We start from the raw sequence: 12,820 nt of genomic DNA, 5'->3' as shown, positions 1-12,820 counted from the left end.
TATTGTTTTTGAAATATGACTCATCCACCCGCTTCCTTCACACCCCCATCCCAGGGCTACGCCTCGCTGCTGGCCGACATCAAGCAGCGCGTGCGCCAAGCCCAGGTGCGGGCCATGCTGTCGGTCAATGCCGAGCTGATCCGCCTGTATTGGGGGATCGGCCAGACCATTCATGAGCGCCAGCAGCAAGAGGGCTGGGGTGCGGGTGTGATTCCCCGGCTGGTGCGGGATTTGCACAACGAGTTGCCGGAGGAGAAGGGGTTTTCCGAGCGCAACATCAAGCAAATGCTGGCGTTTTATCGGGAGTACGCGCAACTGCCATTTGTGCAGCAGCCTGCTGCACAAATAGAGGCCGAGCAAAAAATGCCACAGGCTGTGGCACTTTTTTCGGCTGAGCTGATTCTGGCCTTGCCCTGGACGCATCACGCCGTCCTGATGGCCAAGGTCAAAGACCACGCCACGCGCCGCTGGTATATGCAGGCTGCGCTGGAGCATGGCTGGAGCCGCAATATTTTGCTGATGCAGATTGAGACTGCCGCGCACCAGCGCCACGGTTTGCAAACCAGCCTGCCCAGCATCGAGCAAATTGAAGCCGAGTTGCAAGGGCTGGACGAGGCAGCGCACCCTTCTTCTTTATCGAATATTTGAACGTTTTTGGCATCTAGCCCTTATGCAACAAGCGCTAGCAGCTATTTTTTTGTTGAACTATGACAGACATTTTTTCCCTCCAGCCTGCAGCCACGGACCCGCAGGGCGACACCCTGACCCTGGGCGGCTACGCCCAGCAGGCGTACCTGGAATACGCGCTTTCGGTCGTTAAGGGCCGGGCGCTGCCCGATGTGTGCGATGGCATGAAGCCGGTGCAGCGGCGCATTTTGTACGCCATGCAGGCCATGGGCCTGGGCTATGGCGGCGCTAAGGGCACCACGGCGGCCAAGCCGGTGAAGTCGGCCCGCGTCGTGGGCGATGTGCTGGGCCGCTTTCACCCGCACGGCGACCAGTCGGCCTACGACGCGCTGGTGCGGCTGGCGCAGGACTTTAACCAGCGCTATCCGCTGATTGATGGCCAGGGCAACTTTGGCAGCCGCGATGGCGATGGCGCGGCGGCCATGCGCTACACCGAGGCGCGGCTGGCCAAGATTGCCACGCTGCTGCTCGATGAAATTGACGAAGGCACGGTGGACTTTGTGCCCAACTACGACGGCTCCACCCAAGAGCCGCGCCAGCTGCCCGCGCGGCTGCCGTTTGCGCTCTTGAATGGGGCCAGTGGTATTGCTGTGGGGCTGGCCACGGAAATCCCCAGCCACAACCTGGGCGAGGTGGCCGTGGCCTGTGTGGCGCTGGCCAAAGACCCGCAACTGAGCGACGAGGCGCTGTTGGCCCTGATTCCCGGCCCGGATTACCCCGGCGGCGGCCAGATCATCAGCAGCGCCCAGGACATTGCGCACGCCTACCGCACCGGGCGCGGTAGCCTGAAGGTGCGGGCGCGGTGGGTGGTGGAGGAGCTGGCGCGCGGCCAGTGGCAGTTGGTGGTGACGCAGCTGCCGCCGGGGGTGTCTAGCCAAAAGGTGTTGGAAGAGATTGAAGAGCTGTCCAACCCCAAGCTGAAGGCTGGCAAAAAGGCACTCACGCAAGAGCAGCAACAGCTCAAGGCCACGGTGCTGAATGTGCTGGATGGCGTGCGCGATGAATCCAGCAAGGATGCCTTGGTGCGCCTGGTTTTGGAGCCAAAAAGCAGTAAAACACCGCAACAGGAGTTTATTAACACGCTTTTGGCGCACACCAGCCTGGAAACCTCGGCCCCCATCAACCTGACGATGGTGGGCATTGATGGCCGACCCACGCAAAAATCGCTGCGCCAGATGTTGGAAGAATGGCTGGCCTTTCGCCAGACCACGCTTACGCGGCGCAGCCAGCACCAGCTGGACCGGGTGCAGGTGCGGATTCATATCTTGGAAGGGCGGCAGGTGGTGCTGCTGCACATTGACGAGGTGATTGCCATCATCCGCGAGAGCGATGAGCCCAAAGCGGCGCTGATGGCCCGCTTTGACCTGAGTGAGCGCCAGGCGGAAGATATTTTGGAAATCCGCCTGCGCCAGTTGGCCCGGTTGGAAGCGATCAAGATCGACAAAGAATTGCAGCAATTGCGCGAAGATGAGGGCCGTTTGCTCGATATCTTGGCCAATCCCAAAAGCCTGCAGCGCCTGTTGATCAAAGAGGTGGAGCGCGATGCCAAAACCTTTGCCGACCCGCGCCGCACGCTGATTGAAGAGGCGCAAAGGGTGAGCACCGAGATCAAGGTGGTCGATGAGCCGGTGACCGTGGTCATCTCAGAAAAAGGCTGGGTGCGCGCCTTGAAGGGCCACGACCATGCGCCGAGCAATTTCAGCTTCAAAGCGGGCGATGCCCTGTGGGGCCACTTTGCCTGCCGCAGCGTGGATACGCTGATTGCCTTTGGCAACCTGGGCCGGGTGTACAGCGTGGCCGTGGCCACCTTGCCGGGTGGGCGCGGCGATGGGGTGCCGATTCAGGGCTTGATCGATTTGGAGCCGGGCACGCACATCGTCAGCTACTTTGCCGGGGCGGCGAGCACGCGCTTGCTGCTAAGTGGCAGCGGCGGCTACGGTTTTATTGCTGAGGCCAGCAGCCTGGTGGCCCGCAACAAGGCAGGCAAAGCCTTTGTCACCATTCAAGACGGCGAAACCCTGTGCCTGCCCAGCGTGGTGGATGCGCCCGATGGCACGGCCGCCACCCATATCGCCTGCCTAAGCAGCGATGCCCAGGTGCTGACCTACCCCTTGGCCGAATTGAAAGTCATGACCGGCGGGCGCGGCCTGCAACTGATGAAACTGGCCGATGGGGCCAGCCTGGTGGGCGCTGCCGCCTACACGCGCAGCGTGCGCATCAGCGGCACAGGCCGAGGCGGCAAAGAGCGCGAGGAGGTGCTGGAAATTCGCAGTCTGAACAACGCCGCCGGCAAACGCGCCAGCAAAGGCAAGGCGGCGGGCTGGACGTTTAAGCCCGTCAAAATCGAACGGATTGAATAAATACTATGCATAGCAAGAGCTTGATCCGCTTTAATTTAATGGTTTTTTTAATAAAAAACGCCATAAAACAAGGTAAATAAAGCGGTAACAGCTCTTAGAACGTGTTCACGATCTCCTCATGGGTGTGCGGGCGCGGCTTCGGGCGGTCTGCGTCGTTGCAAATCCTCGCAATAGCCAAGCTATTGCTGTGGTTTGCGCCTCGCAACCCATCCCGAACCGCATCCCCCACACCTTCATTCGAGATCATGAACACGTTCTTATAAAAGGAGTGTTATGGAATTGATCTGGCACCACTTGCCCCCTGATGTGGCCCCCGATACCCGCTTGCTGCCCGGCCTGCATTTGCTGTTGGACGAGGGCGATAGCGCCAAGCATCGCCTGCTGCCGTGGCTGGCCGGGGTGCAAAATCCTCCCGCACCGGGGCAGGTGCAGTGTGGGGATTGGCAAGGCGGCACCCAGGCCTACCGGGCGCAGGCCATGGCCGTGCCACTGACCGATTGCGATCCCCAGCAACCCGTCGCCGATTGGCTCACTGCCCTGCAGCAACGCTGGCCCGATTGGGATGGCACGGCGTGGCAGCAGCACGTGGCAGGGTTTGCGCTGGAGCCGCATTTGGAAAAAGCCTGGTGGCAGCTTTCCACCGGCACGCAGCGCAAGTTTTGGCAGGCGGCGGCCTTGGCCAGCGGGGCGGCTATCACTTTGATCGACGCGCCCGATGCGGGGCTGGACCGCGCTTCTATTGAATATTTGGGGCAAGCCTTGGATGCCTTGGCCGATCAGATCGCCCAGGCTGAACGTCCCCGCTGGATACTGGTGGCGCACCACGACACTTTGCCCGGGGTGCAGTGGGACGAGGTGGTGCAGCTGCCCACCGACACCAACTGCTGATGCGGCGCAGCCAGCGAAGCAGCCATTCCCCCCCAACAGCGCATCCGTCAGAGCGCAGCCCCACGAACAGGCAAGCCCCCTCCCGTCTGACTCACCGCAGTTGTTTGAGCGCAGCGCCCCTAGGGCGCGTAGCGAGTTCTGCGGTGCCAGGCTGCGCAGCACGCTTTCTTTGCTGACTTTCTTGTGCGAACAAGAAAGTTAGTCGCCTGCCGGGGCGAGACCCGGCCAACGGAAAGCAAAATTGGCAAGCATTTAAAGAAGCAGCCAGAGGCTAAATGCTATTTTTTCAATAGTTGTTACTGCTTGAATTTTCGGGGTTTCTTTGTGATTTTTCTTTGGTATTCAAGCTTGGCGTTCGGTAGCTGCTTTCTTGTTTGATTTTTTGTTCGTTGGCCGGGTCTCGCCCCGGCAGGCGACATCCTTTCTTGCCCGCGCAAGAAAGGACGCAAAGAAGGCGTGCTGCGCAGCTTGGCACCGCAGAACTCGCTACGCGCCCTGGGGGCGCTGCGCTCAAACAACTGCGGTGAGTCAGACGGGAGGCGGCTTGCCTGTTCGTGGGGCTACGCTCTGACGGATGCGCTGTTGGGGCTGTTTTGCTTGCTGCGCCGCTTCAGGCGCTGGACTGCTCCAGCCAGCGGCGTGCCAGGGTGTCCCAAAAGCGTGCGCCCAGGGCGATGTTGTCGTCGTTGAAGTCGTAGCCCGGATGGTGCAGGCTGGTGCCGCGCTGGCCATTTTTGCCATTGCCAATCCAGCCATAAGCGCCGGGCACCTGCTGCAGCATGAAGCCAAAGTCCTCGCTGGTCATGGCCGGGTCGATGTTGGGGTGGGTGTTCTCTGGGCCGACCACCTCTGCCATCACCTGCGCCATCAAGGCGGCCTCGGCGGCGCTGTTGGTGGTGTTGGGGTAGCCGGGTTTGTGGATGTAAAGCGCCTGGCATTCATGCGCTGCGGCGGTGTGCTGGGCGATGCGCTCGATGCCTGCGACTAAGGTGGCCTGGGTGTCGTCGCGCAGGGTGCGCAGGGTGCCGTAGAGCACGGCCTCGTTGGGGATGATGTTTTCTACCGTGCCCGCTTCGATTTTGCCGATGGTCAGCACCGCGCTATCGACCGGGTCGAGGGTGCGCGACACCAGGGTTTGCAACTGCGTGACGATGGCACAGGCCACGGGGACCGGGTCGCGCGTGGTGTGCGGCAGTGCGGCGTGCCCGCCCTTGCCGCGCACGCGGATTTCAAAGCGGATGTTGGCGGCCATGATGGGGCCAACGCGCACGGCCATTTGCCCTTGGGGCAGGTCGGGCCAGTTGTGCAGGGCAAAGACGGCCTGGCAGGCAAAGCGCTGGAACAGGCCATCCTCCATCATCGCCTTGGCCCCAGCGCCGCCTTCTTCGGCAGGCTGAAAAATCAAATGCACGGTGCCGGCAAAGTTGCGCTGTTGGCTCAGCAGGTGCGCCGCGCCCAGCAGCATGGCGGTGTGGCCGTCGTGGCCGCAGGCGTGCATCTTGCCGGGGTGGCGGCTGGCGTAGGGCAGGCCGGTGGCTTCGGCAAGGGGCAGGGCATCCATGTCGGCCCGCAGGCCCACGCTGGGGCCGGGGTGCGCGGCGCTAAAACCCTGGCCGTGGATGCTGGCGACCAGGCCGGTGGTGCCCAGCCCTTGGTGTACGGGCAGCCCCAAGGCGTGCAGGTAGGCGGCCACTTGGCTGGCGGTGCGCTTTTCTTGGTAGCTCAATTCCGGGTGGCTGTGCAAATCGCGGCGCAGTTGCACCAGGGCGGACAGGTGGGGGGCGAGGGCGGCAGACATCACAAAAAATCCGGGCAGTCAGCAAAGAAACCATTATGGGTGCGAATCAGGCAACAACGCGGTAAGGGCAAATGCGGTCAAAATGCACCCCCTATGAAATCCAGTATTTTTCCCCCGTCGTTCTTGGTGCGTCCTTCTGTGGATGACCCCCGCCCCCTGATTCTTTACCACGGGCGCAATTGCTCCGATGGCTTTGGTGCCGCCTTGGCGGCCTGGTTGTTTTATGGCCCCGAGGTCGAAATGCGCGGCCTGGACCATGGCGAAATTCAAAGCATTGATGACCTGGGCGAGGTGCGCGGGCGCACGGTGTACATGCTTGATTTTGCGTTTGGCCCTGAGCTGACGGCCGCACTCGATGAGCGTGCGGCCAAGTTGGTGGTGCTGGATCACCATAAAAGCGCGGCAGAAAAGCTGACCGGTTTTCAGTGTCGCTGTGGTGGCGTGGTGCATTTTGATATGCACCATTCGGGCGCACGGCTGGCGTGGGAGTTTTTTCATCCCGAAAAACCCGTTCCCGCGCTGATTCGCTACATCGAAGACCGCGATATCTGGAAGTGGGAATTTGCCGAAAGCGCGGCCTTTTTGGCGGCCCTGGAGATGGAGCCGCGTGACTTGCTGCGCTGGGCCGAGATTGCCGCGTTCAGCCCTGAGCAAGAGGCCGCCTTTATGGCCCGGGGTGGCGCGATGGATGAGAAATACCAAAAACTCTGTGCGGATATTGCCGATGGTGCCCACGCCATTGTTTTCAACGGCGTGCAGGGGCTGATGGTGAATTGCCCAGGCATGTTCCACAGCCAAGTGGGCGATATTTTGGCGCGCGAATCGGGCACGTTTGCCCTGATGTGGAACGCCAATGAGCAGGGCGTAAAAATTGGAATGCGTTCACGCACCGGGTTTGATTGCATCCCTCTGGCCGAGAGCCTGGGCGGCGGTGGCCATGCCCAGGCCTGCGGCTGCAAGATGCCCCACGCGCGACTGGCAGAGTTGCTCAGTGGGGACTTTCGGGCCGATCCGTTGGCGCAGTACGCCGAAATCACTTCGCCGGCCTTGGTGCGCAATGCACAGGGCCAACTGGTTCGCGCCATTCACCAAAAATAAAAGCTTGTACCGCTGATTGACAAAGCATTTCAGGGCAATAAAGCCTTGAAATGCCCATATACAAGCGCAAGGCGCTATTAAATAACGGAGCAACTGCCCGGCCAAGGTGCCACGGTTTGCCAGCCTGGCAGCTGCAGCATGTGCTGCCATTGCTGCACCTCGGGCACCTGGGGCAGGGCGTGCCAATCGGCCGTCAGGGCCAGGGCTTCCCCTGTGCGCGGGTGCCGCAGCTGCAACGCATGGGCGTGCAGCCACAGGCGCTGGCCGCCCAGGCGCTGCGCCCACCAGCGGTTGAGCGCCCCTTTGCCATGGGTGGCATCACCTAGGATGGGGTGGGCCACATGCTTTAAATGGCGGCGAATTTGGTGGCGGCGGCCCGTGTGCGGCTGGGCCAGCACCAGGCTGGCGCGGGTGCTGGGGTGGCGCGGGTCGTAGCTTTGCGGCCAGTCCAGCGTGGCCAGGCAGCGCAGCGTGGTTTGGGCCGATTGGGGTGGGGCATCGGGGGCGCTGTCTTCGGGGCGCAGGGCGTAGTCCACCTCAACCTGCTGCGGCAGCCAGCCGCGCACCAGGGCCAAGTAAGTTTTTTGCACCCGCTGCTCGGCAAAGGCCCGGGCCAGTTGCTGGCAGCTTTCTTTGTTCAGCGCAAACACCAGCAGGCCGCAAGTGCCTTGGTCGAGGCGGTGCACGGGCCACACATGCTGGCCAATCTGGTCGCGCAGGCGCTGCAGGACAAAGCGCTTTTCGTGGCGTGCAATGGCACTGCGGTGTACCAGCCAGCCGGCCGGTTTATAGACGGCAACCAAGTCGGCATCGTGGTAGAGGATGGTCAGCGGCGTGGAGAAGTCCACGCCGGACGATGCAGCGGGCGCAGCGGCAGTGTCCATAAGGTCATTCGGGCTAAAGTCCGGCAGTGTAGTCGGGCGGACAAAATCCAGCACAATGCCCGGTTGCCCCTGTTGTGGGTTATTTATTGGCAAGGGGTTGGTGACGAGATGGTGCGCGGAGTTCTCGCTTCAGTGGTTGGTTCTTTTTTATTCGGGGGGATGTACTACTTTGCACCTTTCCTCGCGCCGCTGGCTGGCGAGCAAATCTTCGGCTGGCGCATGGTGGCCACCCTGCCTTTCACTACTTTGCTGCTTATCTATAGCGGCCAATCGCGCCAGGTGCTGGCCATCGTGCGCCGGGTGCAGCGGTATTGGCGGCTGGGGGCTTTGCTGCTGCTCAGTGCCGCTTTGTTTGGCGTGCAGCTGTGGCTGTTTTTATGGGCCCCGCTCAATGGCCTGGCCCTGCCCACTTCCCTGGGGTATTTTTTGCTGCCGCTGGTGATGGTGCTGGCCGGGCGGCTGGTGTTTAACGAGCGCTTAAGCCGCCTGCAGCAAGTGGCAACCGCGTTGGCCAGCGCTGGGGTGGCCTGGGAGCTGTTGCGCGGCGCGGGCCTGGATTGGCCGACGTGGCTGGTGGCCATTGGCTATACCGCTTACTTTGTGCTGCGCCGTTTGATGCGTACCGATTCTTTGGCCGGGCATTGGCTGGATGTGCTGATTTTGCTGCCCGTGTGCCTGTGGTTTGTGGTGGTCACGCCGGTGGAGCCCGTCAATGCCTTGAGCGGCTGGCTGGCGGTGGTGCAAACGCCCAAACTGCATATTTTTATTCCCCTGCTGGGCGTGGTCAGTGGCATAGCGCTGGCGCTGTACATGACTGCGCACCGGCTGCTGCCGCTGGGGCTCTTTGGCCTGTTGTCGTATGTCGAGCCGATTTTGCTGTTGCTGGCGGCCATGCTCTTGGGCGAGCGCATCCAGCCAGGGCAGGAAGTAATGTATTTCTTGATAGCTGCTGCCGTTGTTGTTATGGCATTTGAGGGTTTAATGCAGCTGCGAAATAAGCCAGGAGCGAGCTAGCCGCTTCATTCTTTTCAACACACAAAGGAAATCACCGTGGAAAACACACAAGCAAATCCCATCCGCATTGGTGTGGTGGGCTATGGCAACTTAGGGCGCGGGGTCGAAGCCGCCGTGGCGCTGAACCCGGATCTGCAGATCACCGGCATTTACACCCGCCGCGATCCCGCCCAGTTAAAGCCGGCCCATGCGCAAACCCCGGTGTACCGTTTGGACGATTTGGATGCCCACCATGGCCAGGTCGATGTGTTGATTTTGTGTGGCGGCTCCAAAGACGATCTGCCCGTGCAAACCCCGGCGCTGGCGGCCAAGTTCAATGTGATTGACAGTTTTGATACCCACGCCCGCATTCCTGAGCACTTTGCGGCCGTGGATGCTGCGGCGCAGGGCGGTAAAACCACGGCGTTGATTTCCGCCGGTTGGGACCCGGGCATGTTCTCGATCAACCGCATCATGGGCGAGGCCCTGCTGCCGCAAGGGGCCACTTACACCTTTTGGGGCAAGGGCTTGAGCCAGGGCCACTCGGATGCCATTCGCCGCGTGCCGGGTGTGGCCCAAGGGGTGCAGTACACCATCCCGGTGCAGGCGGCGGTGGATGCCGTGCGCAGTGGCAGTTGCCCCACGCTGTCCACCCGCGAAAAGCACGAGCGCCATTGCTACGTGGTGCTGGCCGAAGGGGCTGAGGCTGAAGTGGTGCGCCACACCATCGTCACCATGCCGCACTATTTTGATGAGTACGACACCACGGTGAACTTCATCAGCGCCGAAGAATTTGCCCGCGAGCACAGCACCATGCCGCACGGTGGTTTTGTGATTCGCAGTGGGCGCACCAGTGCAGGCACCAACCAAGTGGTGGAATACCGCCTGCAGCTCGATAGCAACCCGGAATTTACCGCCAGCGTCTTGGTGGCGTATGCCCGCGCTGTGCACCGCATGGCCCAGATGGGCTTGCATGGGGCCAAAACGGTATTCGATGTGGCACCTGGGTGGATTAGTGCCAAATCCCCAGCGCAATTGCGCCAAGAAGCCCTGTAAATTTCCCGCCATAATCCCCAGCGCCTGCTTTGTTCTGAAGCAGGCGCTATTTTTTTAAAGCACAAAGGCAGCAAAGCATGATGTGGTGGATCTTGGCAGTGGTGGTGGTAATTGCACTTCCTTTGGTGCTGTGGTACCGCGCTGACGCTGCCGACCGTGCGCTCAAGCTGGCCCGCGAGCGGGAGCTGGCCTTAAAGCAAGAGCAAAACCAAAAGCTCAAAGAAATCATCTTTCGCAAACACGGCGAAGCGGGTGTGAGCAACACCCCATACGGCGACATCATGTGCGCTGATGGCGTGTACTTGCCGCGTTTATGGGAGTCGGGCTTTGCCACGTCCATGGATGGCCGCTGGCTGCGCATTTCCGGCTACGGCCAGGCCAGCCCGTATTTGGTGGATCGAAAAAAGCGCTGCACCTGGACGCTCAGCGCCGAAGAGGCCAGCGCCCTGGAAGAAATTCACTGGCGCTTGCCCCGCTGGAGTGGTGAAACGGTGTCTGTCGGTGCCATGCACAACGAGGCCCAAGCCCCCATGACGGAGGGGCAATTTGCCGCCTGGTTGGCCTCGAATGTGGCCAACAGTGCCATGCCCATGGCGGCCCTGCGTGATTTGTGGGTGCCATGGGATGCGATGCCATCGCAAAAAGAAGAAGTTCCACCGGATATCCCCCTGCCTCCCAGTGGTGGGCGGCTGGTGGGGGTGCAGCGCTATTGGCCCGAGTCTTTGCGCACGGAGCGCCAGCCGCTGGAGTTGTTCACCAAGCCCCAGTGGCAGCTGCTGTTTGATGGCCAGCCCCAGCCGTGGGTGGTGGCCACCGACCTGCCCTTTAGCTGGCGCGAGGACGGCAACGCCCTGGCCATGTACGCGTATTCCGTCGCGCAAGGCAACCGCCAGCAGCGCGTGGCGCTGGCGGTGTGGGAGTCGGAGCGCGGCTGGCAAAAATGGGCTGAGCAGCAACCCCCCGACCGCAAACCCTGGGAACTGTCGCCCGCCCCCGAAGAGCCGGGGCAGCCAGCGTTTCGCTGGATGAAAGACCGCTTTTTGCAACGGGTGCGCATCGACACTCCGGTGCTGCAACGCTTTCGCCACGGCTCGCACATTGAATACCACACCGATGAGGTGCTGGTGCCGGCCGGCCACCAAGAGGATGGGCGGTTGGAGCTGCGCCCCGCCCCCATCACCAGTTTGCTGTGGGAGCGGCAACTGCAGCACCCCGATCGGTGGCTGGCCCGCAGCGAGCCGGTGGCCGGCAAGTCACTGTCCTGGACGCTGGAGCTGCCCGCCAGCGCCACCTCGGGCGAGCGGGCCGCCTACCGGTTGCGCTGGGGGGAAGTGGTCATTCCGGGGCTGTGGGAGCTGGAGCACGTCATCGTGCAGCGCACCTGGGCGGTGCTGCTGCGCTACCTGCAAAACGATGGCCAGGACGGCAAAGAGGGAGAGGCCCAAGTCTGTATTTGGGATGGCAAGGAACTGCTGCCCCTGGATTTGCCCTGGCCTGTGGCCCGCATCACCCCCACCCCCAGTGCGCGCGCGCCCAAATCGCTGCGGGTGCGTGTGTTGGCCATGGTTGGGGTGATGAAGGAGAGCGATGCCGATTTGCGCAAGCCCACTTGGCGCTGGTACCAAGAGCCCTTTACCTGGGAGCGGTTGGAAAAAACCGAATACACCCCGCTGTACGAGGTGCGCGACATCGTGCCGGACAACCAAGGCGTGTGGCGCCTGCTGCCCAGTTGGCGCACGATTGCGACCACCCAGCACCCGTGCGCCGACGGGGATTATTTTTGGGCCGGCGATGTCAAAGATGAGCTGTGGTGGTTTGGTGGCATGCGCCAATACACCCCTGAGCAGCCGCAAGACGATGCCTTGGTGCCGCGCTGCCATGGCATCAGCGTCACGCGCAGTGGTGCTGTGCTGTGTGGCACCGGGCCAGCGGCCTACCCCAATCCGAACGGCGACGGATGGCTGCTGCTGGAGCCGCCTGAGCGCCCCGCCTACGGCGGCGTGACCACCTGGACCTTGTATTGGCTGCAGCCCCAGCGGCGTTTGGTGCGCAATTTGATCATTCAGGCGGCCATGCCACTGATTGAAGGCTGGGACAACCAAGGCATTTACTGGCGCGAAGATGTTCCCCACGCAGCCTCTGCCGAGGAAGGGCAGCCTGAAGCCCCGGCCCAGCGCCCGCTGACGCAAACCATTGATCCAACCCTGTGGCAACGTGCCGAAGTACAAGACTTGAAGCAAGGGCCTTACGGCCTGTGGCTGCGTAAGGAAGACATGCTGTTTGCCGAAGCCATCCGCAAACACCGCGATTGGCCTTGGGAGGCCCTGATCAAATAAGCCAGAGACTGGAAAAAGTAAGCCCCATAAAAAAACCTCCTTCAACCCGTGTTGAGGAGGTTTTTTTATGCCGTGTGCGCAGCGCTGGGTGCGGACTCAATGGCGCGTCATGTTTTGCTGAATGCGTTGTTCCAGCAGGGCTTGCACGGCTTGAAATTCTTCCAAATCTGGAAAAGGCCGCAACTGGCACAAACGTCCGGTGGCTGTGCGGTCAATGCTATGAAAAATGGGCATGGCAAAACCTTGGCCGTGCAAAAGCACCATCAGCACGGGCTGCAGCGAGCCATTGGCTTGAGGCAGCATCGCCTCCTGGCAGCTCAGGGTAAATTGGGCATCAAAGCCGTGTTCTTGGGCAATGCGTTGGTGGACTTCGCTGCCCGGTTGCACCGCATCGGCGAGGTACTTCGCCAGCAGGTGCTCGCCATCGGCCTGCTGCAGCAAGTGGGCGATAAAGTCCTGCGCCACTTCGGCCAATTGGGCGGGTGCCTGGGGCGCTGCGGGCGGGCTGATGAGGTAGGCATTGGGAGTGACTTTTTTCCCTTGCTCGATGCCTTGCGCCTGGCGATCGGCGATTTGCTGGTGCAGGTGTTTGAGCAATTTCCAGTCGTTATTTTCTAGGAGTGGCATACGTCAATCGCTGGATAGAAAAAAAGGAATGGGGCATTCTAGCCTTGCTAAAACCTTAAAAATAAAAGCAAATTTTGCTTAAAACCAGCTTGA

General features: G+C 61.4%; 10 protein-coding genes. 7 read left to right on the top strand and 3 right to left on the bottom strand.

All coding sequences use genetic code 11. The features are described from left to right. Positions 1–15: 15 nt before the first annotated feature. The 3 genes from J1777_RS09535 (at position 16) to J1777_RS09525 (ending at position 3,935) form a co-directional block, all read left to right on the top strand. Positions 16–648: a DUF1016 N-terminal domain-containing protein gene (locus J1777_RS09535; protein WP_207575501.1), complete on the top strand. Its 633-nt coding sequence runs from the start codon at positions 16–18 to the stop codon at positions 646–648. A gap of 59 nt (positions 649–707) precedes the next feature. Further along, complete coding sequence (gene parC / locus J1777_RS09530; protein ID WP_207575500.1) at positions 708–3,047, top strand: DNA topoisomerase IV subunit A; 2,340 nt, start codon at positions 708–710, stop codon at positions 3,045–3,047. Positions 3,048–3,320: 273 nt separating this feature from the next. After that, positions 3,321–3,935, top strand: coding sequence for an ABC transporter ATP-binding protein (locus tag J1777_RS09525; RefSeq protein ID WP_207575499.1), 615 nt, complete (start codon positions 3,321–3,323; stop codon positions 3,933–3,935). Between the two features lie 610 nt (positions 3,936–4,545). Here J1777_RS09525 and J1777_RS09520 read toward each other — a convergent pair. After that, on the bottom strand, positions 4,546–5,733 hold the full coding sequence (locus tag J1777_RS09520; RefSeq protein WP_207575498.1) for a M20 aminoacylase family protein: 1,188 nt from the start codon (positions 5,731–5,733) through the stop codon (positions 4,546–4,548). A gap of 93 nt (positions 5,734–5,826) precedes the next feature. Between J1777_RS09520 and J1777_RS09515 the strand changes: the two genes are divergently transcribed. Continuing rightward, on the top strand, positions 5,827–6,831 hold the full coding sequence (locus tag J1777_RS09515) for a DHH family phosphoesterase (protein WP_207575497.1): 1,005 nt from the start codon (positions 5,827–5,829) through the stop codon (positions 6,829–6,831). 77 nt (positions 6,832–6,908) lie between these two features. Here the strand turns inward: J1777_RS09515 and J1777_RS09510 are convergent, their stop codons facing one another. Then, positions 6,909–7,715, bottom strand: a complete 807-nt coding sequence (locus J1777_RS09510) for a pseudouridine synthase (protein ID WP_207575496.1) — start codon at positions 7,713–7,715, stop codon at positions 6,909–6,911. Between the two features lie 108 nt (positions 7,716–7,823). Here J1777_RS09510 and rarD point away from each other — a divergent pair, with 108 nt between their 5' ends. The 3 genes from rarD (at position 7,824) to J1777_RS09495 (ending at position 12,100) form a co-directional block, all read left to right on the top strand. After that, on the top strand, positions 7,824–8,729 hold the full coding sequence (gene rarD, locus J1777_RS09505) for an EamA family transporter RarD (RefSeq protein WP_207575495.1): 906 nt from the start codon (positions 7,824–7,826) through the stop codon (positions 8,727–8,729). 30 nt (positions 8,730–8,759) lie between these two features. Further along, positions 8,760–9,764 (top strand): diaminopimelate dehydrogenase, encoded by a 1,005-nt coding sequence (locus J1777_RS09500; RefSeq protein WP_423220541.1) that lies wholly within the window; start codon positions 8,760–8,762, stop codon positions 9,762–9,764. Positions 9,765–9,841: 77 nt separating this feature from the next. Then, entirely contained in the window at positions 9,842–12,100 is a 2,259-nt protein-coding gene (locus J1777_RS09495) for a hypothetical protein (RefSeq protein WP_207575493.1), read from the top strand. Between the two features lie 96 nt (positions 12,101–12,196). Here the strand turns inward: J1777_RS09495 and J1777_RS09490 are convergent, their stop codons facing one another. Further along, on the bottom strand, positions 12,197–12,727 hold the full coding sequence (locus J1777_RS09490; protein ID WP_207575492.1) for a hypothetical protein: 531 nt from the start codon (positions 12,725–12,727) through the stop codon (positions 12,197–12,199). Between the last annotated feature and the right edge of the window lie 93 nt (positions 12,728–12,820).

Origin of the sequence: Comamonas denitrificans, assembly GCF_017368815.1 — a bacterium.
Taxonomy (GTDB): Bacteria; Pseudomonadota; Gammaproteobacteria; order Burkholderiales; family Burkholderiaceae_C; genus Comamonas; species Comamonas denitrificans.
Note: the sequence above shows the minus strand (reverse complement) of the source record. Positions and strands in the feature narration are given on the sequence as shown.

Excerpts from the sequence above, each read along its gene's own strand:
- J1777_RS09535 (WP_207575501.1), top strand. The coding sequence starts at position 16 with ATGACTCATCCACCCGCTTCCTTCACACCCCCATCCCAGGGCTACGCC.
- parC (WP_207575500.1), top strand. The coding sequence starts at position 708 with ATGACAGACATTTTTTCCCTCCAGCCTGCAGCCACGGACCCGCAGGGC.
- J1777_RS09525 (WP_207575499.1), top strand. The coding sequence starts at position 3,321 with ATGGAATTGATCTGGCACCACTTGCCCCCTGATGTGGCCCCCGATACC.
- J1777_RS09520 (WP_207575498.1), bottom strand. The coding sequence starts at position 5,733 with ATGTCTGCCGCCCTCGCCCCCCACCTGTCCGCCCTGGTGCAACTGCGC.
- J1777_RS09515 (WP_207575497.1), top strand. The coding sequence starts at position 5,827 with ATGAAATCCAGTATTTTTCCCCCGTCGTTCTTGGTGCGTCCTTCTGTG.
- J1777_RS09510 (WP_207575496.1), bottom strand. The coding sequence starts at position 7,715 with ATGGACACTGCCGCTGCGCCCGCTGCATCGTCCGGCGTGGACTTCTCC.
- rarD (WP_207575495.1), top strand. The coding sequence starts at position 7,824 with ATGGTGCGCGGAGTTCTCGCTTCAGTGGTTGGTTCTTTTTTATTCGGG.
- J1777_RS09495 (WP_207575493.1), top strand. The coding sequence starts at position 9,842 with ATGATGTGGTGGATCTTGGCAGTGGTGGTGGTAATTGCACTTCCTTTG.
- J1777_RS09490 (WP_207575492.1), bottom strand. The coding sequence starts at position 12,727 with ATGCCACTCCTAGAAAATAACGACTGGAAATTGCTCAAACACCTGCAC.